The sequence below is a fragment of the Streptomyces diversicolor genome (assembly GCF_057537855.1).
Genome location: NZ_BAAJXA010000057.1, coordinates 1 through 22,887, shown reverse-complemented (window position 1 = coordinate 22,887; position 22,887 = coordinate 1). Strand labels below are relative to the sequence as shown.

The 22,887-nt window shown below is 72.4% G+C and carries 19 protein-coding genes; 10 read left to right on the top strand and 9 right to left on the bottom strand.

Annotation, left to right across the window (positions count from 1 at the left end):
• Positions 1 to 235: 235 nt before the first annotated feature.
• Positions 236 to 1,258, bottom strand: coding sequence for a Strvi_7410 family MBL fold metallo-hydrolase (locus tag AC27LF_RS40740; RefSeq protein ID WP_479658182.1), 1,023 nt, complete (start codon positions 1,256 to 1,258; stop codon positions 236 to 238).
• 175 nt (positions 1,259 to 1,433) lie between these two features.
• On the opposite strand from AC27LF_RS40740, the gene AC27LF_RS40735 reads away from it, so the two are divergent.
• The 3 genes from AC27LF_RS40735 (at position 1,434) to AC27LF_RS40725 (ending at position 4,513) form a co-directional block, all read left to right on the top strand.
• Positions 1,434 to 2,651 carry an acyltransferase family protein gene (locus tag AC27LF_RS40735; RefSeq protein ID WP_479658181.1) on the top strand — a complete coding sequence of 406 codons (1,218 nt, stop codon included), beginning with the start codon at positions 1,434 to 1,436 and terminating at the stop codon, positions 2,649 to 2,651.
• A 167-nt stretch (positions 2,652 to 2,818) separates the two neighbouring features.
• Positions 2,819 to 4,276: an aldehyde dehydrogenase gene (locus AC27LF_RS40730; RefSeq protein ID WP_479658180.1), complete on the top strand. Its 1,458-nt coding sequence runs from the start codon at positions 2,819 to 2,821 to the stop codon at positions 4,274 to 4,276.
• Between the two features lie 3 nt (positions 4,277 to 4,279).
• Positions 4,280 to 4,513, top strand: coding sequence for a ferredoxin (locus tag AC27LF_RS40725; RefSeq protein WP_479658179.1), 234 nt, complete (start codon positions 4,280 to 4,282; stop codon positions 4,511 to 4,513).
• Between the two features lie 234 nt (positions 4,514 to 4,747).
• On the opposite strand, the gene AC27LF_RS40720 is transcribed toward AC27LF_RS40725, so the two are convergent.
• Complete coding sequence (locus AC27LF_RS40720) at positions 4,748 to 5,458, bottom strand: TetR family transcriptional regulator (RefSeq protein WP_479658178.1); 711 nt, start codon at positions 5,456 to 5,458, stop codon at positions 4,748 to 4,750.
• 205 nt (positions 5,459 to 5,663) lie between these two features.
• Between AC27LF_RS40720 and AC27LF_RS40715 the strand changes: the two genes are divergently transcribed.
• From AC27LF_RS40715 to AC27LF_RS40700, 4 genes are all read left to right on the top strand, one after another.
• Positions 5,664 to 8,129 carry a glycosyltransferase family 4 protein gene (locus tag AC27LF_RS40715; protein ID WP_479658177.1) on the top strand — a complete coding sequence of 822 codons (2,466 nt, stop codon included), beginning with the start codon at positions 5,664 to 5,666 and terminating at the stop codon, positions 8,127 to 8,129.
• Positions 8,123 to 8,890: a class I SAM-dependent methyltransferase gene (locus AC27LF_RS40710; RefSeq protein ID WP_479658176.1), complete on the top strand. Its 768-nt coding sequence runs from the start codon at positions 8,123 to 8,125 to the stop codon at positions 8,888 to 8,890. Before AC27LF_RS40715 ends, AC27LF_RS40710 begins: the two co-directional genes overlap by 7 nt.
• Positions 8,887 to 9,957: a prenyltransferase/squalene oxidase repeat-containing protein gene (locus AC27LF_RS40705; protein ID WP_479658175.1), complete on the top strand. Its 1,071-nt coding sequence runs from the start codon at positions 8,887 to 8,889 to the stop codon at positions 9,955 to 9,957. The genes AC27LF_RS40710 and AC27LF_RS40705 overlap by 4 nt, the downstream gene beginning before the upstream one ends.
• Positions 9,958 to 10,191: 234 nt before the next feature.
• Positions 10,192 to 10,770: a hypothetical protein gene (locus AC27LF_RS40700; RefSeq protein ID WP_479658174.1), complete on the top strand. Its 579-nt coding sequence runs from the start codon at positions 10,192 to 10,194 to the stop codon at positions 10,768 to 10,770.
• 126 nt (positions 10,771 to 10,896) lie between these two features.
• Here the strand turns inward: AC27LF_RS40700 and AC27LF_RS40695 are convergent, their stop codons facing one another.
• From AC27LF_RS40695 to AC27LF_RS40675, 5 genes are all read right to left on the bottom strand, one after another.
• Positions 10,897 to 11,907 (bottom strand): LLM class F420-dependent oxidoreductase, encoded by a 1,011-nt coding sequence (locus tag AC27LF_RS40695; RefSeq protein WP_479658173.1) that lies wholly within the window; start codon positions 11,905 to 11,907, stop codon positions 10,897 to 10,899.
• Positions 11,908 to 12,013: 106 nt separating this feature from the next.
• A complete protein-coding gene (locus AC27LF_RS40690; protein WP_479658172.1) occupies positions 12,014 to 12,823 on the bottom strand; it encodes a DUF5336 domain-containing protein in 810 nt (269 codons plus the stop codon).
• Positions 12,824 to 12,981: 158 nt separating this feature from the next.
• Positions 12,982 to 13,962, bottom strand: a complete 981-nt coding sequence (locus AC27LF_RS40685) for an N-acetylmuramoyl-L-alanine amidase (RefSeq protein WP_479658171.1) — start codon at positions 13,960 to 13,962, stop codon at positions 12,982 to 12,984.
• A 171-nt stretch (positions 13,963 to 14,133) separates the two neighbouring features.
• Positions 14,134 to 14,784, bottom strand: coding sequence for a class I SAM-dependent methyltransferase (locus tag AC27LF_RS40680; protein ID WP_479658170.1), 651 nt, complete (start codon positions 14,782 to 14,784; stop codon positions 14,134 to 14,136).
• A gap of 217 nt (positions 14,785 to 15,001) precedes the next feature.
• Positions 15,002 to 16,732, bottom strand: coding sequence for an MFS transporter (locus AC27LF_RS40675; RefSeq protein WP_479658169.1), 1,731 nt, complete (start codon positions 16,730 to 16,732; stop codon positions 15,002 to 15,004).
• Between the two features lie 215 nt (positions 16,733 to 16,947).
• On the opposite strand from AC27LF_RS40675, the gene AC27LF_RS40670 reads away from it, so the two are divergent.
• The 3 genes from AC27LF_RS40670 (at position 16,948) to AC27LF_RS40660 (ending at position 20,419) form a co-directional block, all read left to right on the top strand.
• Positions 16,948 to 18,135 (top strand): thiolase C-terminal domain-containing protein, encoded by a 1,188-nt coding sequence (locus tag AC27LF_RS40670; RefSeq protein ID WP_479658168.1) that lies wholly within the window; start codon positions 16,948 to 16,950, stop codon positions 18,133 to 18,135.
• A gap of 130 nt (positions 18,136 to 18,265) precedes the next feature.
• Positions 18,266 to 19,696 carry an MFS transporter gene (locus tag AC27LF_RS40665; RefSeq protein ID WP_479658167.1) on the top strand — a complete coding sequence of 477 codons (1,431 nt, stop codon included), beginning with the start codon at positions 18,266 to 18,268 and terminating at the stop codon, positions 19,694 to 19,696.
• 255 nt (positions 19,697 to 19,951) lie between these two features.
• The gene (locus tag AC27LF_RS40660; protein ID WP_479658166.1) at positions 19,952 to 20,419 is read left to right on the top strand and encodes a nuclear transport factor 2 family protein; all 468 of its coding nucleotides are present in this window, start codon (positions 19,952 to 19,954) and stop codon (positions 20,417 to 20,419) included.
• Between the two features lie 151 nt (positions 20,420 to 20,570).
• Here AC27LF_RS40660 and AC27LF_RS40655 read toward each other — a convergent pair whose 3' ends face one another.
• Positions 20,571 to 21,182: a response regulator gene (locus tag AC27LF_RS40655; RefSeq protein ID WP_479658165.1), complete on the bottom strand. Its 612-nt coding sequence runs from the start codon at positions 21,180 to 21,182 to the stop codon at positions 20,571 to 20,573.
• A 250-nt stretch (positions 21,183 to 21,432) separates the two neighbouring features.
• Positions 21,433 to 22,689, bottom strand: a complete 1,257-nt coding sequence (locus AC27LF_RS40650) for a sensor histidine kinase (RefSeq protein ID WP_479658164.1) — start codon at positions 22,687 to 22,689, stop codon at positions 21,433 to 21,435.
• Positions 22,690 to 22,887 lie beyond the last annotated feature (198 nt).

The window sequence follows — 22,887 nt, the reverse complement described above, 5'->3', positions numbered from 1 at the left end:
CGCCCCATAGGGGCGCGAGGAACGGCGCGCCAAGCCACACCAAACCCGCACTCGCCCGCCGGCAATCCGAGGCACCCCAGTGGCTCCGCCCCACCGGCGCCACCCTCGCCCCATAGGGGCGCGGGGAACTGCGCGACAAGCCACACCAAACCCGCACTCGCCCCCAGACAATCCGAGGCACCCCAGTAGGCGCACCCGGCCCAAACACCCCGCACCCAGCCCAAACAGGCCGACCTCACCCGCTCCGTACGTAAGCCACCGGCCAGGTACCCGGTACCGGTTCAACCCGCCCCCCCTTGACCAGGCGCCGCAGATGCGCCTCGGCCTCCGACACGGCGATGTTGCGGGACGGGGCCGGAATCTCGGCCCAGGGCCGGTTCCACGACATCCGCTCGGCCAACTGCCACGGCGTGAGCGGTACGGCGAGCAGCGCCAGCAGCCCACCCAGCCGTTCCTCATGATGCGCAAGCAACTCCCGCACCCGACCGGCCGCGTCGGCGAACGCGTACTGATGGGCCGGCAGCACCTCGGCGGGGGCGAGCCGGCCGACCCGTTCCAGTGAGTCGAGGTAGTCCCCGAGCGGATCGGTCACGGTCGCCTCGTTCGGGTCCTCGTACAGCCCGATGTGCGGGGTGATCTCCGGCAGCAGATGGTCGCCGGAGAACAGCCGGCCGTGGCCGGGCAGTCCAGCGGGGTGCTGCTCCTCCAGGTGCAGACAGACGTGCCCCGGCGTGTGCCCCGGCGTCCAGACGGCCCGCAGCCGGCGGCCGGGCAGGTCGAGGAGGTCGCCGGGGACGATCTCACGGTCGGGCAGGGCGGGGGACAGCCGCGGCACGGAACGGGGGGAGCGCAGCGGCGCGAGATGGTCCTCGGGCGCGCCGGCCGCCGCGAGCTTGGCGCTCATGTAGCCGAACCAGCGCTCGGGGCGGGCTTCTCGGGTGCGCCGTACCACCGCCGTGTCGGCCGCGTGCATCGCCACCCAGGCGCCGGACGCCTCCCGCACCCGCCCGGACAGCCCGTGGTGGTCGGGGTGGTGATGGGTGATGACGACGCCGTGCACCTCCCGCACGGATGTCCCGCAGGCGATCAGCCCCGCGGCCAGTGTGTCCCACGACCCGGGGTCGTCCCACCCGGTGTCGACCAGCACCGGCCCGCGGTCGGTGTCGATGACGTACACGAGCGTGTGCCCCAACGGATTGTCCGGAATAGGCACAGCCACCCCCCGCACACCCCCACCGTGATCAAACGTCTCCACCATCACACCTCCCCGCCCCACTATAACTAGAACCCGTTCCAGTAATAGGCCAAGTGCCGGGGTGGACGCGGCACACGGTGGCGGGGAAATGAGCATCAATGCGGGAAACGACGTGAGTAGGGGCATGGAACCCCAGATCCCCGCCCCTCCACGGGCAAGACGATTACCCTCCGTGCCCTTGCGATTACCCGTGTCCGGCGGGTCCGGCCATGTGCCGCGGTGGGGGTGGCTGGACGCGCTGCGCGGTATCGCGGCGCTCGTTGTGGTGTTCGACCACTCGTCGTACGCCTTCATGGCGGAGTTCCGGCGGGAGTTGATGCCGGAGTTCAACACCAGCCGGTACGGCATCATGGTGTTCTTCCTCGTGAGCGGCTACATCATCCCCGCGTCGCTGGAGCGCCGGGGCTGCGTCCGTACGTTCTGGATCGGCCGGCTGTTCCGCATCTACCCGCTGTGGGCGGCCGTCGTGACCGCGGTCCTCGCCGCACATCTGCTGGGCCTTGCGCGCATCCCCGACTTCGGCGGACAGGGCGTCGCCTCGGTGGCGCTCGCGCATGTCACCCTGCTCCAGGAACTGCTGGGGACGCCCAGTCTTCTCCTCGTCCTGTGGACGCTCTCGTACGAGATGGCGTTCTATCTCCTGGTCGTCGCTCTCTTCACGGTCCGCCTGCACCGGCGTTCGGCGGAAGCGGCCGTCACTCTGGCCGTACTCGCCGCCGTGAGCGTGCTGGTGGGGGTCGCGTTGCCGGTCTCCGCCCTGTCCGGCGCGCTGGGCACCGGCCTGCTCGTCGCGCTCGCCTCCCTCGCGATGGCGGCCGCCCTCTGCTGTGCCGGCGCCAGGTCACCCGCGCTTCGGGTGTTCGGGGGCGTGCTGGGCGGGGTGCTGGCCCTCGTCCTGGTCCTGTTCAACGGCGGGGTCCCCCTGTGGGAGGGGCTGGTGATCCTCGCGGTGATGTTCCTCGGCACCGCCGTCTACCGGGCCCAGCACGGTCAGACCACCCGGCGGTACGCGGTCTGCGCCGCCGTCGTCGTGGTGGCCTGCGCTGTGGGGAGCGCGTACCGGTACGGCGACGGGGACCATTTCACCCGCCGTGGCTGGATCGTGGCGTTCCTGTCGGCCGTACTGACCTTCGGCGCCGGGCTGGCCCTGCGGCGCCGGCGGATACCGCACTGGCTGATCGGGCTCGGGACGATCAGCTATTCGGTCTACCTGGTGCATCCTGTGCTGCTCGCGGTGAGCGACGGCACGATCGGCCGGTGGCGGCGGGACAACCCCCTGCTGGAGGCCGCGTTCTACGCCGTGCTGCTGCCTCTGTGCGTGCTGACCCACCGCTGTATCGAAGCCCCGGGCCAGACCTGGGGCCGGAGGCTGGCACGACGCGTCCAGCCACCATGACAAGCGCTCGCACCCGGCCGCGCACCAGCGTCCAGCCGATGCGGGCGGCGGCGTCGAGTGCCGGTGCGGCGGCGTGGCCGGTGCGTCGGCGGCGTGGACTAGTCGAAGTAGAACTGGTATCAGTTCTGAAACAGCGTCAGGAAACGTGCCGCAGGAGGCAGTCGGGGATGACCGAGCTCGTGGAACACGGACAGCTGTTCATCGGCGGGGAGTTGACCGACCCCCGGGGCGAGGGTGTCATCGAGGTGGTCTCGCCGCACACCGAGGAGGTCATCGGCCGGGTGCCGCACGCGTCGACGGCCGACGTGGACCGGGCGGTGGCCGCCGCGCGGACCGCGTTCGACGAGGGGCCCTGGCCGCGCACGACCCTCGACGAGCGGATCGCGGTCGTCACCCGCATCAAGGACGGCATCGCCGCCCGGCACGAGGAGATCGCCCGCGTGATCTCCGCCGAGAACGGGTCGCCGTACTCGTGGAGCGTCCTCGCGCAGGCGCTCGGCGCGATGATGGTGTGGGACGCGGCGATCACCGTCGCCCGCGGCCACACGTACGAGGAGACGCGCGACGGGGCGCTCGGGAAGATCATGGTGCGGCGCGAACCCGTCGGCGTGGTCGCCGCCGTGGTCCCGTGGAACGTCCCGCAGTTCGTCGCCGCCGCCAAGCTCGCACCCGCCCTGCTGGCCGGCTGCACGGTGGTGCTCAAGCCGTCCCCCGAGTCCCCGCTGGACGCCTACATCCTCGGCGAGATCACCCGCGAGGCCGGGCTGCCCGACGGCGTGCTGTCGATCCTGCCCGCCGACCGCGAGGTCAGCGAGTACCTGGTCGGACACCCCGGCATCGACAAGGTCGCCTTCACCGGCTCGGTGGCGGCGGGCCGGCGGGTCATGGAGGTGGCCGCCCGCAACCTCACCCGCGTCACCCTGGAACTCGGCGGCAAGTCGGCGGCGGTCGTACTGCCGGACGCGGACGTCGAGACCGCGGTCGCCGGCATCGTCCCGGCGGCCTGGATGAACAACGGGCAGGCGTGCGTGGCGCAGACCCGCATCCTGCTGCCCCGCTCCCGCTACGACGAGTTCGCGGACGCCTTCGCGCGGGCCGCGAGCGCGCTCACGGTCGGCGACCCGCTGGACCCGGCCACCCAGGTCGGCCCGCTGGTCGCCCGGCGCCAGCAGCAGCGCAACCTCGACTACATCCGCATCGGCCAGGAGGAGGGCGCCAAGATCCTCACCGGCGGCGGCCGGCCGGCGGGCCTTGAGCGCGGCTGGTACGTCGAGCCGACCCTCTTCGGCGACGTCGACAACTCCATGCGGATCGCCCGCGAGGAGATCTTCGGACCGGTCATCTGCCTGCTGCCGTACGGCGACGAGTCCGAGGCGTTGAAGATCGCCAACGACTCCGAGTACGGGCTGTCCGGCAGCGTGTGGACCGCCGACACCGCGCACGGCATCGAGGTCGCCCGGCAGGTGCGTACCGGAACGTACTCGGTCAACACCTTCAGCCTGGACATGCTCGGCCCGTTCGGCGGCTACAAGAACTCCGGCCTGGGGCGGGAGTTCGGGCCCGAGGGCTACGACGCCTACCTGGAGCACAAGATGATCCACCTGCCGGCGGGCTGGGAGGCGTAGGCGATGGGCGACCGCTGGCACATCGAGGTCGACCGCTCCGTCTGCATCGGCTCCGCCCAGTGCGTCCACCACGCCCCCGACGGCTTCCGTCTCGACACCGCGCGCCAGTCCCGGCCCGTCGAGGCGGACACCGACGCCAACGAGCAGGTGCTGGCGGCGGCGGAGAGCTGCCCCGTGGAGGCCATCGTGATCACGCTGACGGCGGGCGGGGAGCCGGTGTTCCCGCCCGAAGAGTAAATTTTTCCCTTCCGGGGGGTTCCATATCGTATGGGCGGTTTTATGCTGGAAGTGGCCTGCGAGGCGAGTGAGGGAGTTCGACCGGAGTAGCCGACTCGGGCGTGACGCGCAAGCATCCGCCGGGGCCGACGTCGACGGTCGGGCTGAGAGGCCGGAAGGCAGCGGTTGGGCCGGACGGCGACCTCCACTACCTGATCCGGACAATACCGGCGAAGGGAACCCGTCTCGTAGGTCCTACTTGTGCCCGGCCTTGTGCCCGGTCGTGTGCCCGGCCCTCTGGCCCTGCTTCTGCGCCCCGCGCGCCGTGTGCTGCCCCTCGGGCGCCGTCAGGTCGATCAGCCGGCACACCGTCTCGATGTCGATCTTTACCTGGGCGATGGAGGCACGGCCCGACAGCCAGGTGATCAGCGCCGAGTGCCAGGTGTGCTCGATGACGCGGACCGCCGACAACTGCTCCGGGGTGGGATTCTCCAGCCCCATCGCGTCCAGCACGATCGCCGTCGTCTGCCGGGACACCTGGTCCACCTCGGGACTCACACTGCGGTCCGCGAAGGTCAGGGCGCGCACCATCGCGTCCGCCAGATGCGGCTCGCGCTGAAGGGCGCGGAAGGCCCGCATCAGCGTCTCCGCGACCCGCTCGGCCGCCGTGTCGCCCGTCGGGGGCTTGCGGCCCAGCGTGCCGTGCAGATGCTCCAGTTGGGCCTGCATCGTGGCGACCAGCAGATGCACCTTGGAGGGGAAGTAGCGGTAGAGCGTGCCGAGCGCCACCTGGGACGACTCGGCTACCTCCCGCATCTGCACCGCGTCGAAGCCGCCCCGGCTGGCCAGCTGCGCGCTCGCGTGCAGGATCCGGCGGCGGCGGGCCTCCTGCCGCTCCGTGAGGGGCGACGAGGCCGGCTGCCTCGATGGGGTGGCGCTCGCGTCCGCCTTGGTTTGCGCAGGCATGGGTCCCGCTCCGTGACTCTCGGTGAAGGCTGCTGATCGCACAGCATCGTAGGGCGGCCGTGGCGTGAATCACCCGGACCGGTGCTCACAGCACCCCTACCTGCCGGTAGATTCAGAGCTCCTTGAACGATCAAGTCTGAAACTTGTTCTAGATTAGCGTCCCGGCGTAATCTCGCGGGACACCGCAGGGAGAAGGGGGCCCAGAGTGACCGCTGAGGCCAGGGATGCGGGTGCTGAAGAGGACCCCGCGGCTGGTGGGGGCACCTCCCTGTTCGAGCGAAGCCGAGAACTCGGGGGAGAGCGACCGCTCCATATCGCGCTTCTCACCTACAAAGGGAACCCGTTCTGCGGCGGACAGGGCGTCTATGTACGGCACCTCTCCCGCGAGCTGGCCCGCCTCGGACACCGGGTCGAGGTCATCGGCTCCCAGCCCTACCCCGTCCTCGACGAGGGACTGCCCGGACTCACCCTGACCGAACTGCCCAGCCTCGACCTCTACCGCCAGCCCGACCCCTTCCGCACCCCCCGGCGGGACGAGTACCGGGACTGGATCGACGCCCTCGAAGTCGGCACGATGTGGACCGGCGGCTTCCCCGAACCGCTCACCTTCTCGCTCCGCGCCCGCCGCCATCTGCGCGCCCGGCGCGGCGCGTTCGACGTCGTGCACGACAACCAGACCCTCGGCTACGGGCTGTTGGGCGACATCGGCGCGCCCCTGGTCACCACCGTGCACCACCCCATCACCGTGGACCGGCAGTTGGAGCTGGACGCCGCCGAGGGCCGACGCCGCCGCCTCTCGGTACGCCGCTGGTACGGCTTCACGCGCATGCAGAAACGCGTCGCCCGCCGCCTGCCGTCCATCCTCACCGTCTCCGGCACCTCACGCCAGGAGATCGTCGACCACCTCGGGGTCCGCGACGACCGGGTGCACGTCGTCCACATCGGCGCCGACACCGACCTGTTCCGCCCCGACCCGTCCGTGCCCGTCGTGCCCGGCCGGATCGTGACCACGTCCAGCGCCGACGTGCCGCTCAAGGGCCTCGTCTTCCTCGTGGAGGCGCTGGCGAAGGTACGCACCGAGCACCCGGCCGCGCATCTCGTCGTCGTCGGCAAGCGGCCCGAGTCCGGGCCGGTCGCCCAGGCCGTCGAACGGTACGGCCTGACCGGCGCCGTCGAGTTCGTCAAGGGCATCACCGACGCCGAACTGGTCGACCTGGTCCGCTCCGCGCAGGTGGCCTGCGTGCCGTCGCTGTACGAGGGCTTCTCGCTGCCCGCCGCGGAGGCCATGGCCACCGGCACTCCGCTGGTCGCCACCACCGGCGGCGCGATCCCCGAGGTCGCCGGGCGCGACGGGGAGACCTGCCTGGCGGTGCCGCCCGGCGACGCGGGGGCGCTGGCCGCTGGGCTGAACCGGCTCCTCGGCGACCCCGGCCTACGCGCCCGCCTCGGCGCGGCGGGCCGCACCCGCATCCTCCACCACTTCACCTGGACCCGCGCGGCCGAGGGCACGATAGCCCACTACCGCGAGGCCATCACCCGCACCACGGCTCCGCCGGCGACCGGCTCTCCCCCTCGCGGGACGATCCCCCGAAGCAGCACGGCCACCCCTCACGGGACGGCTCCGCCAGACGCCGCTTCGTCCACTGGCGCGGCGGCCTCATCGGGCACCGCTTCGTCCGCTGGCGCGGCGGTTGAGTCCGCTGGTTCGTCTGACGTCGGCGGGGCGGCCGGGTCGGGGACCGGTTCTCCTCCCGGCGCGGCGGTTTCGCGCAATGGCGTCCCTGCCCCTGCCGCGGCGCCCGGGTCGGGGACCGGTTCGTCCGCTGGCGCGGTGGTTTCGGCCGGTGATTCTCCTGAAGCCGGCGACGCGCCCGGGTCGGGGACCGGTTCTCCCGCTCGCGCGGCGGGCGGTTCGGTCGTTGGCGGAGCGGGTTCGGCTTCCGCCGTCCCTTCCGCTCGCGATGCGGCGGAGCCGGGCGGCGCTGCTGCTCCTCGCGGGGCGGCTGCGTCGGGTGGCGGCTCTGCCACTGGCGGGGCGGCGGCCTCATCGGGCACTGCTTCGTCCACTCGCGCGGCGGTTTCGGCCGGTGGTTCTTCCGGCGTTGCTGGGGCGGCTTCGCCGGCGGCCGGTTCTCGCGCTCGCGGGGCGGTTTCGCGGACTGGCGCTGCTGCCACTGGCGCGGCGGGCTCGTCTGAGGCCGGTTCGGTCGTCGGCGGAGCGGGTTCGGCTTCCGCCGTCCCCTCCGCTCGCGATGCGGCGGAGCCGGGCGGCGCTGCCACTGGCGGGGCGGCGGGCTTGCCGCGTACCGGTTCGTCCGCTGGCGCGGCGGTTTCGGCCGGTGGTTCTTCCGGCGTTGATCGGGCGGCCGAGTCCGGGACCGGTTCTCCCCCCGGTGCGGTGGTTTCGGCCGGTGATTCTCCTGACGTCGGCGACGCGCCCGAGTCGGGGGCCGGTTCTCGCGCTCGCGCGGTGGGCGGTTCGGTTGTTGGTGGAGTGGGTTCGGCTTTTGCCGGGCCCTCCGCTTGCGATGCGGTTTCTCCGGGGGGTGGCCGGCCTGCGGCCGGGGCCGACACTCGCGGGGCTGTGCCGGTGGCGCCCGCTGCCGCCGCTCCTCCCGTTGACGGCGTCGCCGATGTCGAGATCGATCGTGAAAGCAGGGCTACGTGCTGACCGTTGACTTCAGTCGGTTTCCGCTCGCTCCGGGGGACCGTGTGCTGGATCTCGGCTGTGGAGCCGGGCGGCATGCCTTCGAGTGCTATCGGCGCGGCGCCCGGGTCGTGGCGCTGGACCGCAACGGCGAGGAGATCCGCGAGGTCGCCAAGTGGTTCGCGGCCATGCGGGAGGCGGGCGAGGCCCCGGCGGGCGCCACCGCCACGGCCATGGAGGGCGACGCCCTCGCCCTGCCCTTCCCCGACGAGTCCTTCGACGTCGTCATCATCTCCGAGGTGATGGAGCACATCCCCGACGACAAGGGCGTACTCGCCGAGATGGTGCGGGTACTGAAACCGGGCGGCCGCATCGCGATCACCGTCCCGCGCTACGGCCCCGAGAAGGTCTGCTGGGCGCTGTCCGACGCCTACCACGAGGTCGAGGGCGGCCACATCCGCATCTACCGCGCCGACGAACTGCTCGCCAAGATCCGCGGAGCGGGCCTGCGGCCGTACGGCACCCACCACGCCCACGCCCTGCACGCCCCGTACTGGTGGCTGAAGTGCGCCTTCGGCGTCGACAACGACAAGGCGCTGCCGGTGCAGGCGTACCACAAGCTGCTGGTCTGGGACATCATGAAGAAACCGCTCGCCACCCGGCTCGCCGAGCGCGCGCTGAACCCGCTGATCGGCAAGAGCTTCGTGGCCTACGCGACCAAGCCCCACCTGCCCCCGCTGCCCCGCAGCACACCGGCCGAGGGCACCGAGGCGGCCGCCCGGTGACCACGCCCCGGACAGAACACCTCGTCCTGCCCGGGGTCCTCACCGCCGAGCAGGCCGCCGCGACCGTGCGCGGCATCCTCGGCGTACAGCGGGACGACGGCGCGATCCCCTGGTTCCGCGGGCACCACCTCGACCCGTGGGACCACACCGAGGCCGCCATGGCCCTGGACGCGGCCGGCGAACACGACGCGGCGGAGCGGGCCTACACCTGGCTGGCCCGCCACCAGAACGACGACGGCTCCTGGTACGCCGCCTACGCGGACGGCGCCCACGACGACGTCACCGACCGGGCCCGCGAATCCAACTTCGTCGCCTACATAGCCGTCGGGGTCTGGCACCACTACCTCGCCACCGGCGACGACGCCTTCCTCGACCGCATGTGGCCGACCGTCCGCGCGGCGCTGGAATGGGTGCTGCCGCTGCAACGGCCCGGCGGCCAGATCGGCTGGCGGCGCGAGCCCGACGGCACCGCGACCGCCGACGCGCTGCTCACCGGCAGCTCCTCCATCCACCACGCCCTGCGCTGCGCGCTCGCCATCGCCGAACAGCGCGAAGAGCCCCAACCCGACTGGGAGTTGGCCCTGGGCGCGGTGCGCCACGCGATCCGCAGGCACCCCGAGCGCTTCCTCGACAAGAGCCGCTACTCGATGGACTGGTACTACCCGATCCTGGGCGGCGCGCTGCCCGCCGAGGAAGCCAAGTCCCGTATGGAGGAGGGCTGGGACCGCTTCGTGGTGCCGGGCCTCGGCGTCCGCTGCGTGGTGCCCAACCCCTGGGTCACCGGCGGGGAGTCCGCCGAACTCGCCCTGGCCCTGTGGGCGATGGGCGAGTCCGACCGCGCGCTGGACATACTCCGGTCCATCCAGCACCTGCGGGACCCGGCCACCGGCCTGTACTGGACCGGCTACGTCTTCGACGACGACACCGTCTGGCCCCGCGAACTGACCACCTGGACGGCCGGGTCCCTGCTGCTCGCGGTGGCCGCGCTCGGCGGCCACGAGGCCACCTGCGCCGTGTTCGGCGGCGCCCACCTACCCCACGGCCTGCCCCCCGACTGCTGCGCCTGAGCAGGCCCGGCGCCCGAAGGGGCGCGAGGAACTGCGCGACCAGCCACGACGGCGCCGCAGACAACCGACGGCACATCGCGGCACAACCCAGCGGAGCGCCACGCAGAAGGTGAAAACTGAACGGTCCTCCCCCGAGTGGCGTAGTCGGCGGCGGGGGGTGAGGCTGCCGGGAGAGACCTTTTTCCGGTCGGGACAGAACCGTCTGCTCGGGGAGAACATCCCGGAGGAAAACCCGTGACTGTACCGATGCGGCGCCTCGTCGTCGCACTCACCGTGTGCTGCGCCCTGCTGGCCGGCGCCACCGCCTGCGGGAGCGGCCAGAGGGCCACCCGGGACACGCACGCGGCGGTGATCGTCGCCGCGACGCCCAGTCCCACCACGTCCGCGGAACGGCAGAAGTTCGCCAAGACCCGGTTCGTGGCGAACGCCGGACTCGCGGCCGGGGCGACGTACCAGTGGATCGTCAAGCCCGCCAGGGAGGGCAAGTTCAAGAAGGGCGCGCCGCACCGCAAGAGGTCCCTGGTCAAGGCCGGTCTCGCGGGCGCCTTCGCGTACAACCGGCTGAAGGCGGCCGTGCGCAACGCCAAGGGCGATCCGGCGCTCGCCAAGGCACTCGCCCCGCTCAGCGCGGGGATCGCGGGGCTCAGGGACCTGCCGGCCAAGCTGCGCAGGGGCGACGGCGCAAGCGACCAGGCGGCCCACTCCTACAGCACCGTCATCGATCAGGTGAAGGACGTCGGCAAGAGCCACGGCGCCGTGGTGCACGACAAGGTCCCGACCAACTCCCAACTGGTCAACGGCGCCAAGAGTTGAACAAGCGCCGACTCCCGTACGGGCACGGGGAGTTGGCGGCCAGGCCGTCGCCCGTCGGCCGCGGCGGTGTTGTGGCCGGTCGCGCGGTTCCCCGCGCCCCCGCGGGAGCGGTGTTCCCCGCCGCGGCTAGGAGTTGAGGTCCGCCAGGGTGCGCAGGGTGTGCGGGTCCGAGGTCAGGGCCAGGAGGTCCGTCACCGGGCCCTTGCGCCACGACTCCAGGCGTTCGGCGATGCGTTCACGGGGGCCGACCAGGGAGATCTCGTCGGCGAACGCGTCGGGTACGGCCCGTACGGCCTCCTCGCGACGGCCGGACAGGAACAGTTCCTGGATCCGCCGGGCCTCGTCCGCGTACCCCATGCGGGCCATCAGGTCGGCGTGGAAGTTGTGGGCCGCGTGCCCCATGCCGCCGATGTAGAAGCCGAGCATGGCCTTGACGGGGAGCAGCCCCTCGGCGACATCGGCGCACACCCTGACCTGCGCCATGGGGGCGACCAGGAAGCCCTCGGGCAGGTCGTGGACGGCGGGCCCGTACACCTCGGGCCTGCTGGGCGCCCAGTACAGCGGCAGCCAGCCGTCCGCGATCCGGGTCGTCTGGGCGACGTTCTTCGGGCCCTCCGCGCCGAGCAGCACCGGCAGGTCCGGGCGCAGCGGGTGGGTGATCGGCTTGAGCGGCCTGCCCAGGCCGGTGGCGTCCGGGCCCCGGTAGGGCAGCGGGTGGAAGCGGCCGTCCGCGGCCACCGGCGCCGCCCGGCGCAGCACCTGCCGTACGACATCGACGTACTCCCGGGTCGCGGTCAGCGGCGAGCGCGGGAACGGGCGGCCGTACCAGCCCTCCACCACCTGCGGCCCGGACAGCCCGAGGCCCAGCAGCATCCGCCCGCCGGAGAGATGGTCCAGGGTCAGGGCGTGCATCGCGGTGGTGGTGGGGGAGCGGGCCGCCATCTGGGCGACCGCCGTACCCAGCCGGATCCGTGAGGTGTGCGCGGCGATCCAGGCGAGCGGGGTGAACGCGTCGGAACCCCAGGACTCCGCGGTCCACACCGAGTCGTAGCCGAGCCGTTCCGCCTCCCGGGCCAGCGGCACATGGTCCGCGCGGGGGCCGCGCCCCCAGTAGCCGAGTGCCAGACCGAGCCGCATCCCCGCCTCCTGACGGTCCGTCAGACAACGGAGGTGACTGTACGGCAACGGCCCCCCGCCCGGAAGGGCGAGGGGCCGGATGCGACGGCCGTGGACCGGCGGCGGCTCAGCCGCGCTGGATGCCGGAGGTGTCCTGGAGCACGCCCCGGCGGCCGTCCTGGGTCTGCGCGACCAGCTGCGCCCCGCGCTGCTCGACCGCCAGGTACCAGGTGCCCGGCGCCAGTTCGGCGATCGGGGCCGGCGAACCGTCCTCGGCGAACAGCGGCCGCGGTACCGGCACGGCGAACCAGAACGGCGAGAACTCCGCGGTCTGGGCCTGCTGTTGCGGGGCCGGCGGCTGCTGGCCGTACGGCTGGCCCTGCTGCGGCTGCCCGCCGTACGGCTGCTGCGCGGCGCCCGGGTAGCCGTAACCGCCCTGGGGCTGCGCGCCGTAGGGCTGCGGCGCGGCCGGCTTGGGCGCCGGGACCAGGCCGGCCTGCAGGGCGGGCACCAGCGGGGTGGCGATGGCCGCCGCCGCCATGACCAGGGTGGCGATGAGGGCGAGGACGAGTCCGATGCCGGCGCTCGGGCCCTTGAAGTTGCTGCCCAGGTTGTCCGTGGCACCCGACGGGTCGAAGACGTTGCCGAGGGCGCTCCACGCGGCGAAGACCGTGAAGGCCACACCGAACGGAGCGAGGTCGAGGCCGGCCACCTTGGGGGCCTGCGGCAGCAGCCGGGTGACGACGAGGAGCGCGGCGCCGATGATCCCCGCGAGCACGACACTGAACAGGACCGGACCGCTCGCCCACAGGCTCGGCAGGTCGATGTTGTTCGGTACCCCGTCGTAGGAGTAGTTGTCGAGGAACGACGCGATGAACAGCAACACCGCTGCTCCGATCACCACGCCGTCGCCCCTAGTGAGGGAGCGGATATTCACTTCAGGTCCTTCGTAGGTCGTCTCGTCGTCAGTGGAGGCGTCGCTGTCACCGTGGCGCCCTCGGGGGCTGGTGCGAAGCGCGGGGGAGGCCCCTCATCGTAGGGCCGACCTTATCGTCCGTACGATCACGGTGTCCGCCCGGTGGGGTACGCGAGGCCCTACCCGCGCAGGAAACTCACGATTCCCCCAGAGATCCCCTCCGCGGCCTTCTGCCGCCAGGCGCCGCTGGTCAGCAGTGCCGCGTCCTTGCTATCGCGCATGTTGCCGCACTCGATGAAGACCTTCGGAACCGTTGACAGATTGAGACCGCCCAGGTCCTCGCGTGTGACGAGACCGGTGCCGCCGCCGACGTAGTTGGCCGGCGCGCTGCCCGTGGCGTGCACGAAGTTGCCCGCGATCCGCTCGCCGAGGTCACGGGAGGGGCCGACGATCGGACGGGTGTCCGCGCCGCCGGCGTGCACCGAGCCCGGCAGGATCACATGGAACCCCCGGTTGCCGGCCGCCGAGCCGTCCGCGTGGATCGAGACGGCCGCGTCCGCGTGCGCGGTGTTGCCGATCCGCGCCCGCTCGTCCACACACGGCCCCCACGGGGGCTCGTCCCGGTCGTGGGTCAGCTTCACCGTGGCGCCCTGCTGCTCCAGCAGCGTGCGCAGCCGGTGGGACACGTCCAGGGTGAACTCCGCCTCCGGATAGCCGTCATTGGTGGCCGTGCCGGTCGTGTCGCACTCCTTCCGGCTCGTACCGATATCGACCGTACGGTTGATTTCGGCCGTATGGCGGAAGTTGCCCAGATTGTGCCCGGGGTCGATGACGATCACCTTGCCCGCGAGCGGCCCGGAGCCGGCGGGGCCCGTCCCCGCGGGCGTCGGCTTGGCGTCGTCGCGCGGGGAGGACCGGGAGGGCGAGGGACCGCCCGTCGACGGCGCCGGGCGCCCGGCGGACGCCGAGGACGTGGGGGCCGTGGCAGCGGGGGGTGTGGACGGGCCGCCCGCGGCGGCGGAGCCGCCCGAGCCGCCCACCGTCTGGTACACGAGCCAGCCGAGCAGCGCGCCCGGCACCAGGGCGGCCAGCGCCACCGTGAGCGGGCGCCGGGAGCGACGCGGCTGCGGGGGTTCGAAGTCGGGGCCTACGTACGACACGGCTGCCACCCTAGTGGGCGTCGACGTCGCGCCGCCCGGCCCCGCATCCGGCGCGGGGCGCCCTGGCCAAGCCCCAGCGGACCCTCACGGCCCGGATGGCCACCTCATCCCGGCCGCGTCCGGAGAGCGCCTGGGCTCAGATCCCCGGCCGCGTCCGGAGAGCGCCCGTGCTCAGATCCCTGTCCCCGTTCGCCGCAGCACGCGCAGCGAACCGTGCGCCGTCACCTCGGTGAACGCGCCGGACTCCAGGGCCCTGAGCCAGATCCGGTACGGGGCCTGGCCGGTGAACTCGTCCACCGGGTCCGGGAACACGTCGTGCACGGCGAGCAGGCCGCCCTCGGCCACCCATGGGGCCCAGCCCTCGTAGTCGGCCGTGGCGTGCTCGTCGGTGTGGCCGCCGTCTACGAAGACGAGCCCGAGCGGGGAGTTCCACAGGGCGGCGATCCGCGGCGAGCGGCCGACCAGGGCGACCACGTGCTCCTCAAGGCCCGCCCGGTGCAGTGTCCTGCGGAAGGCGGGCAGCGTGTCCATCAGGCCGATCTCGGGGTCGACCGTCTCCGGGTCGTGGTACTCCCAGCCCGGCTGCTGCTCCTCGCTGCCGCGGTGGTGGTCCACGGTGAGCGCGCTGACCCCGGATCGCCGGGCGGCGTCCGCCAGCAGGACCGTCGAGCGCCCGCAGTAGGTGCCGACCTCCAGGAGCGGGAGGCTCAGGCGGCCGGCCTCTACGGCCGCCGCGTACAGCGCCAGCCCCTCGTCCTTGGGCATGAAGCCCTTGGCCGCCTCGAACGCGGCCAGAATCTCGGGCTCGGGCGCCGCGGGCATGGGTTTCCTCTCGGTTCGGCTGGGGGTCGGGGTGCTTGCCTTGTCGGGTATCCGCGGCGCCGTCGTGGTTGAGCGCGCGTCCCGTCCGGGGGTTTGGCTGGGGGTCGGGGTGCTTGCCTTGTCGGGTATCCGCGGCGCCGTCGTGGTTGAGCGCGCAGTTCCCCGCGCCCCTTCAGGGCGCCTGCTCCACCGGGGTGGGACGGACGCCCTTGGGGTGTCAGGCGTTCACGGTGTCGGTCGGTAGGGACAGGTCCAGGGTGATCGGTCGGTCGTCGCCCGTGTGGGTGGCGGAGGAGGCGTAGGGGCCGTGGCCCGCGGCGCGTGCCGCCACCACGTAGGAGCCCCCGGCGGGCACGGCCAGGGCGTAGCTGCCGTCCTCCGCGGAGAGGGTGGCGCCCGCCTGCCGGCCCCTGCGGTCGATCAGGGTGACCTTGGCGCGGGCGACCGGGGCGCCGTCGGCGTCCAGGACCCGGCCGCTGAAGCCGCGCAGCGCCCGCTCGGCGCGCTCCAGGTTGGCCTCCTCCTCGCTGCTCGCCCGCAGCCGCGGCCCGCGGTCGGGCTTCGGCAGGAACAGGGCCAGCGTGAGGCCCACCGCCACCGCGGCCGTCGCGATCAGGAACGAGACGCGGAAGCCGTGCATGGTCGGGACCGCGACGCCGCCCACGGTGTGCGCCGTGTTGGCGAGCACCATGCCGATCACGGCGCTCGACACGGACGTACCGATGGAGCGCATCAGGGTGTTGAGGCCGTTGGCCGCGCCCGTCTCCGACGCCGGGACCGCGCCGACGATCAGCGCGGGCAGCGAGGAGTAGGCGAGGCCGATGCCCGCGCCGAGGATCACCGCGATGACCAGGCTCTGCCAGGGGGCGCTCATCAGGCCCAGGCCGGCGCCGTAGCCGATCGCGATGATCAGCATGCCGAGGATCAGGGTGACCTTGGGGCCGTACTTGGCGGACAGCCGGGCGTAGACGGGCGCCGTGAACATCATCGTCAGGCCGAGCGGCGCGACGAGCAGGCCCGCGACGACCATCGACTGGCCGAGGCCGTATCCGGTGGACTTCGGCAGCTGGAGCAGCTGCGGCAGGACGAGCGAGACGACGTAGAAGGAGACGCCGACCATGATCGAGGCGAGGTTGGTCAGCAGGACCTCGCGGCGGGCGGTGGTGCGCAGGTCGACGAGGGGCGCCTTGACGCGCAGCTCCAGCAGGCCCCACAGCAGGAGCACGACGACGGCCGCGCCGAACAGGCCGAGCGTGGTGCCGGAGGACCAGCCCCAGTCGCTGCCCTTGGTGACCGGCAGGAGCAGCAGGACCAGACCCGCGGACAGACCGAGCGCGCCGGGCAGGTCGAAGGAGCCGGGGGCGCGCATCGGGGACTCGGGGACGACGAACAGGGTGAGGGCGATGGCGAGCGCGCCGAGCGCGGCGGCGCCGTAGAACAGGGCGTGCCAGTTCGCGTGCTGGGCGACCAGGGCCGCGGCGGGCAGCGCGAGGCCGCCGCCGACGCCGATCGAGGAGCTCATCAGGGCCATCGCCGAGCCGAGCCGTTCGCGCGGCAGCATGTCGCGCATCAGGCCGATGCCGAGCGGGATCGCGCCCATCGCGAAGCCCTGGAGCGTACGGCCCACGATCATCGTGAGCAGCTGGCTGGTGACCGCGCTGATCAGTGCTCCGACCACCATCACCGCGAGGCTGGATATGAGCATGCGCCGTTTGCCGTACAGGTCGCCGAGGCGGCCCATGATCGGGGTGGCCACGGCGCCGGACAGCAGCGTCGAGGTGAGGACCCAGGTGGCGTTGCTGGGCGAGGTGGCCAGCAGCTGCGGCAGGTCCTTGATGACGGGGACGAGCAGGGTCTGCATCACCGCGACCACGATGCCCGCGAAGGCGAGCACCGGGACCACGGTCCCGCGCGCGCTCCGGTCGGGCTGGTCGTTCGTGTGCGTCATGGACTGAGGCCTCCGGGCCGGAAGTGGTCAAGTGGTCGGTGAACCGCGCGGGGTGGGTCTTCGGACAACCTCGTATGCACGGGCAACTATTCCGTCCCTTCGGCTCCCTAACAAATCCTTGACCCTCTCATGGTGATGTGATGCGGCGTCAGGAGGTCGACGAGGGTCGCCGTGAGGCTGGCTTCTTTGTAGAACAGGTTCTACTCTGACGGGCCATGAAGGCATATGTGGCCGGGGTCGGTATGACCAGGTTCGAGAAGCCCGAGACCCGTGCGTGGCAGTACTGGGACATGGCGCGGGAAGCAGGCGGCGCCGCCCTCGCCGACGCCGGTGTCACCTACGCAGAAGTGGAACAGGTTCCCGTCGGCTACTGCTTCCAGCCCTCCACCGCCGGCCAGCGCGCCGCCTACGAACTCGGCCTGACCGGCGTACCCGTCTACAACCTGAACAACAACTGCGCCACCGGCGCCACCGCGCTGATGCTGGCCCGCCAATTGGTCGAGGGCGGCGGCTGCGACTGCGTGCTGGCACTCGGCTTCGAGAAGATGCGACGGGGCGCGCTCGGCACCGGCGCCGACGGCGCGGACTTCGGCACCTCCCCGGTCGCCCGGCACTACGGCGTGCTGGCCGCCCGGCACGGCGTCGAGGCGACCCCGCCGACCGCGCAGATCTTCGGCGCCGCGGCCCGCGAGCACATGGACCGGTACGGCACGACCGAGGCGCAGCTCGCCGCCGTCGCCGCCAAGAACCACCGGCATTCGGCGCACAATCCGTACGCCCAGTTCCGGGACGTGTACGACGTCGCCGACGTGCTCGCCTCCCGCACCGTGCACCGGCCGCTCACCAAGCTCCAGTGCTCGCCGACCTCGGACGGCGCGGCGGCGCTGGTGGTGGTGTCCGAGCGGTTCGCCGAGCGGCACGGGTCGGCCGGGCTGGTCGAGATCGCCGGGCAGGCCATGACCACCGACACCGAGGAGTCCTTCGCCTCCGGCTCCAGCATCGACGTCGTCGGACAGCCGATGTCACGGGCGGCGGCCCGGCAGGCGTACGAGCGGGCCGGGCTCGGCATCGAGGACGTCGACGTGGTGGAACTGCACGACTGTTTCTCCATCAACGAACTGCTGACCTACGAAGCGCTCGGCATGTGCGGACCGGGCGAGTCCGGCAAGCTCGTCGAGTCCGGGGCGACCACATACGGCGGGCGGTGGGTGGTCAACCCGTCCGGCGGGCTGATCTCCAAGGGGCACCCGCTGGGCGCCACCGGCCTCGCCCAGGTCGCCGAGCTGGTGTGGCAGCTGCGCGGCCGGGCGGGGGAGCGGCAGGTGGCCGGGGCGCGGGTCGGCCTGGCCCACAACATCGGCCTGGGCGGCGCCGCGGTGGTGACCGTCGTACGCGCGGTCTAGTACCGACGGCTGTACACCCCCCGTACGGGCGGTTCAGGACCGTCGGCCGTACGGGGGACGATGTAGGTCGGCCGGCCCACGCGTACGTGGGCCGAAATCCCGATGCAAGGACCGTAACCGGCTTGAGAACATGACAGCCATGCTCGAAGCCGCCGACACCGCCCCGATACGCAGCCGGACCGCGCCCCCCACCTGGCTGGTGGTCGCCCTCGCCTGCGCCGGACAGTTCCTCGTCGTGCTGGACGTGTCCGTGGTCAACGTGGCCCTGCCGTCCATGCGCACCGACCTCGGGCTGAGCGGATCGGGACTCCAATGGGTCGTGAACGCGTACGCGATCGCCTTCGCCGGTTTCATGCTGCTCGGCGGGCGGGCCGGCGACCTGTACGGGCGCAAGCGGATGTTCCTCGTCGGGCTCGGGCTGTTCACGCTGGCCTCGCTGGGCGGCGGGCTCGCCCAGGAAGGCTGGCAACTGCTGCTCGCGCGCGCCGTGCAGGGGCTGGGCGCGGCCGTGCTCGCGCCCTCGACGCTGACCCTGCTGACCGCGGCCGTCCCGGAAGGCCCCGCCCGGGCACGGGCCGTCGCCACCTGGACCGCGGTGGGCGCCGGCGGTGGCGCCGCGGGCGGCCTGGTCGGCGGGGTGCTGGTCGACGTGCTGTCCTGGCGCTGGGTGCTGCTCATCAACGTGCCTGTCGGCGCCGTCGTGCTGGCGGGCTCCGTGGCCTGGCTCGCGGAGAGCCGGGCGGGGCAGCGGCGGCGGCTCGACCTGCCGGGCGCGCTGCTGGTCACGGCGGGCCTCGCGACGCTCGCGTACGGGATCGTGCAGACCGAGGCCGAGGGCTGGACGGCCGCGGCCACGCTGCTGCCGCTGGCCGCCGGACTCGCGCTGCTCGGGCTGTTCCTGCTGGTCGAGGCGCGGGCGACCGCCCCGCTCATGCCGCTGCGGCTGCTGCGGCAGCGGGCCGTGGCCTCGGCGAACGCGGCGATGCTCGTGTCCGGTTCGGCGATGTTCTCCATGTGGTACTTCATGACCCTGTACGCGCAGAACGTGCTCGGTTACTCGCCGCTGGAGGCCGGGCTCGCGCTGGTGCCCAGCTCGCTGGCCGTGGTGGCCGGCTCGAAGCTCGCGCCGCGCTTCATGCCCGTGCTCGGGCCGCGGAACGTGGCGGCGGCGGGAACGCTGGTGGCCGCGGCCGGGTTCGGCTGGCAGTCGGCGATGACCCCGCACGGGGCCTACGCGACGGAGATCATGCTGCCCGGCGTCCTGATGATGCTCGGCGCCGGCCTCGCCGCGACCCCGCTCGCCTCGCTGGCCACCTCGGGGGCGGCGCCGGGCGAGGCCGGACTGGTCTCCGGCCTGATCAACACCTCACGCACGATGGGCGGTTCGCTGGGGCTCGCCGTCATGTCGACGATCGCGGCGGCCCGCACCGCCGGCTCCCCGACCCCGGCGGCCCTCACCGACGGCTACGCCCTGGCCTTCCGCGTGAGCACCCTGATGCTCCTCGCGGCCGCAATCCTGATGCTCCTGTGGCTCCCCCACAGGACTACGCCGCGAGCCTGACACCGCTGTGCCTCCCGGCGGAGTACGGCCCTGGTCTGACGCTGCTGGGGCTCTCCCCGCAGGGGTACGCCGCGAGTCTGACACCGCTGTGGCTCTCCCGGCGTAGTACGACCCGTTTCGCTGGGGGCTGTTGCGATCCGTGAGGGGGCAGTATGGAATGAACAGCGGAACGCGCCGGTCGGCGCGGGGGTGTCCGGCGGTCGGGGCGACCCCGGCGGGCACCGGATGCCGAAACCGTGACGTCTGGGAGAAACCATGGCCGCGAAGCCGCCCGTGCCCCCCTTCACCCGGGAGAGCGCGACCGAGAAGGTCCGCCTTGCCGAGGACGCGTGGAACACCCGGGACCCCGAGCGGGTGGCCCTCGCCTACACGGCCGACAGCCGCTGGCGCAATCGCGGTGAGTTCGTCAACGGCCGCGAAGAGATCGTCGCCTTCCTCACCCGCAAGTGGACCAGGGAGCAGGACTACCGGCTCATCAAGGAACTGTGGGCCTTCGACGGCAACCGCATCGCCGTGCGCTTCGCCTACGAATGCCACGACGACACGGGCAACTGGTACCGCTCCTACGGCAACGAGAACTGGGAGTTCGACGACGAGGGCCTGATGCGGGTCCGCCTGGCCTCCATCAACGACCTCCCCATCAAGGAGGAGGACCGCAAGTACCACTGGCCCCTCGGCCGCCGCCCCGACGACCACCCGAGCCTGACCGACCTGGGCCTGTAGACCCATTTCTGTCGTTCTCCCGTACGGTACGCCCGCGCCTCGAAGAGGCGCGGGGCTGTGTTGATATGCGGCTCCGCCGCGCGGGCGCGACCGGCCACGACGGCGCGGCAGCCGTGCGATGGCGTGGTACGCCGGACCGCGGAGCGCAACGTCACAGCCAACCCTGGCGGCGAGCCTCGCGTACCGCCTCCATCCGGTTGCGGGTGCCCGTCTTGCCGATGGCCGCGGACAGATAGTTACGGACCGTCGACTCCGACAGATGGAGCTTCGCCGCGATGTCGGCGACCGTCGCCCCGTCCACCGCCGCCTTCAGGACCTCGCACTCCCGGCCGGTCAGCGGATTCGGCCCGGCGCTCAGCGCGGCGGCGGCCAGCACCGGGTCCACCACGGTCTCCCCGGTGAGCACCCGCCGGATCGCCACCGCCAGTTCCTCCACCGGCCCGTCCTTGACGAGGAACCCGGCCGCCCCGGCCTCCATCGCCCGGCGCAGATAGCCTGGCCGGCCGAACGTGGTCAGGATCAGCACCCGGCAGTCGGGCGCCTGCGCACGCAACTCGGCCGCCGCGTCCAGCCCGCTCATGCCCGGCAGTTCGATGTCCAGCAGCGCCACGTCCGGCCGGTGCAGCAGTACGGCGTCCACGATCGCGTCGCCCGCCGAGACCTGGGCCACCACCTCGATGTCGTTCTCCATGCCGAGCAGCAGGGCCAGAGCGCCACGCATCATGCCCTGGTCCTCGGCGAGCAGGACGCGGATGTTCGTCACGGCGCAAGCGTAGCCAATGCCGCCGTATCAAAGGCTCGGCCTTGTACGGTGCGGCGGGATTCAACGGCCCCGGGAAGCGCACCGAAAAACCGCCTCGGTATTTCCGGCAATTGTTCGGCATTTCGCTGCCGAATAGGTGAGGCATTTCGATCGAACGGCATTCGGCATGCCGACCGGATCGTATCGCCCGGCGGCGGGGCGGGTGCCCGGGACAGCGGCACCTCGGGGAGCGACGACATGAGCCGGCCGGTCAGCTCGCCCTGGGCGCCATGACCAGCTCGCTTGCCGCCCATTCTCGTTGTCCTACCGGGAGTTCGGCGGTGACCGTGAAGCCGCCGCGCGGCGACGGGCCGGCCCGCAGCGCGCCGCCCGCCGCCGCCAGGCGCTCGGTCAGCCCCGTCAGCCCGGTACCGCCGACGCCCTCCGAGGGCACGTCGATATCAGTGCCGGTGCCGTTGTCCGTGACCGTGAGCCGTACCCGCTCCGCGGCGGAGTCGACGGCGATCTCGCAGCGGTTCGCGCCGCTGTGCCGTACGACGTTGGTGACCGCCTCGCGGACCACCCAGCCCAGCAGGGCCTCCGTCTGCGGGTCGAGCGGCGTGCCGGACTGCCGCACCACCGGGTCCACCCCCGCCGCGGACAGCGCCGAGCGGGCCCGGGACAGCTCGGCTGCCAGGCTGCCCTCCCGATAGCCGGTCACCGCCTCACGGATCTCCGTCAGCGCCTGCCGGCCCACGGACTCGATGTCGCCGACCTGCGAGAGCGCCGCGTCCAGGTCACGCGGGGCCAGCCTGCGGGCCGCCTCCGACTTCACCACGATCACCGACAGGGTGTGCCCGAGCAGATCGTGCAGATCGCGGGAGAAGCGCAGCCGCTCCTTCTCCACGGCACGGCGGGCCAACTCCTCCCGGGCGGCGCGCAGTTCCCGCACCGCCTCGGACAGGGAGAGGATCGCGGCCGTCACCATCGTGGACAGGAACGTGCCGTAGGCGATGGTCACGGCGTCCGACCCGCCGCGCAGCCAGGACACCACGCCCGCGTACCCGGACAGCAGCAGCCCCACCCGGCCGAGCCACGGACCGCGCAGGGCCGCGCCCGTCGCCAGGCCGAGCAACGGGAAGAACATCAGCCAGCTGCCCCCGTACCCGATGGCCAGGACGCTGGTCACCACGGCCATCAGACCCAGGGCGACCCGGGTGGCCGGCTCCTGCCGCTTCGCCCGGTCGAAGGAGCGGAAGGACACGTACACGTAGAGGGAGTTGAAGGTGAGCAGGCCAAGGCCGCCGATCCACGGGTTGGGGGTCCGGCCCTGCAACAGGTTGGACAGGGAGCCCATCCCCATCAGCAGCCAGGGCAGCAGCGCGAAGCCGGTGGGCGGCGGCCCCGGATGCCCCTTCCCGGGCTCCGCCCGCTGTCCGGCCTGAAAACGCCCCATGTCCGCCCGCCACTGGGCACGCGCCGCCCGCCGGCAGCCCACCTGGCGCGCCACACCCCGCCACCACGTCATGCTCTCGCCCCGATCCACGGCCGTCCCTGTGTCACCCCACGACGCTACGCACCGGCCCCCACCCCAGCCAGAGCCGCATGTACAAACCCAACCATGACAAATGTCCCACCCCCACGCGCCAAGGTCCCCGACGGCACCAGCGCCCCCAAAGGAGCACGAGGAACTGCGCGACCAGCCACGACAACGCGGCAGCCGGCC

Coding starts and splice junctions, on each gene's coding strand:
- AC27LF_RS40740 (WP_479658182.1), bottom strand. CDS start 1,258: ATGGTGGAGACGTTTGATCACGGTGGGGGTGTGCGGGGGGTGGCTGTG.
- AC27LF_RS40730 (WP_479658180.1), top strand. CDS start 2,819: ATGACCGAGCTCGTGGAACACGGACAGCTGTTCATCGGCGGGGAGTTG.
- AC27LF_RS40725 (WP_479658179.1), top strand. CDS start 4,280: ATGGGCGACCGCTGGCACATCGAGGTCGACCGCTCCGTCTGCATCGGC.
- AC27LF_RS40720 (WP_479658178.1), bottom strand. CDS start 5,458: ATGCCTGCGCAAACCAAGGCGGACGCGAGCGCCACCCCATCGAGGCAG.
- AC27LF_RS40695 (WP_479658173.1), bottom strand. CDS start 11,907: ATGCGGCTCGGTCTGGCACTCGGCTACTGGGGGCGCGGCCCCCGCGCG.
- AC27LF_RS40680 (WP_479658170.1), bottom strand. CDS start 14,784: ATGCCCGCGGCGCCCGAGCCCGAGATTCTGGCCGCGTTCGAGGCGGCC.
- AC27LF_RS40675 (WP_479658169.1), bottom strand. CDS start 16,732: ATGACGCACACGAACGACCAGCCCGACCGGAGCGCGCGCGGGACCGTG.
- AC27LF_RS40670 (WP_479658168.1), top strand. CDS start 16,948: ATGAAGGCATATGTGGCCGGGGTCGGTATGACCAGGTTCGAGAAGCCC.
- AC27LF_RS40665 (WP_479658167.1), top strand. CDS start 18,266: ATGACAGCCATGCTCGAAGCCGCCGACACCGCCCCGATACGCAGCCGG.
- AC27LF_RS40660 (WP_479658166.1), top strand. CDS start 19,952: ATGGCCGCGAAGCCGCCCGTGCCCCCCTTCACCCGGGAGAGCGCGACC.
- AC27LF_RS40650 (WP_479658164.1), bottom strand. CDS start 22,689: ATGACGTGGTGGCGGGGTGTGGCGCGCCAGGTGGGCTGCCGGCGGGCG.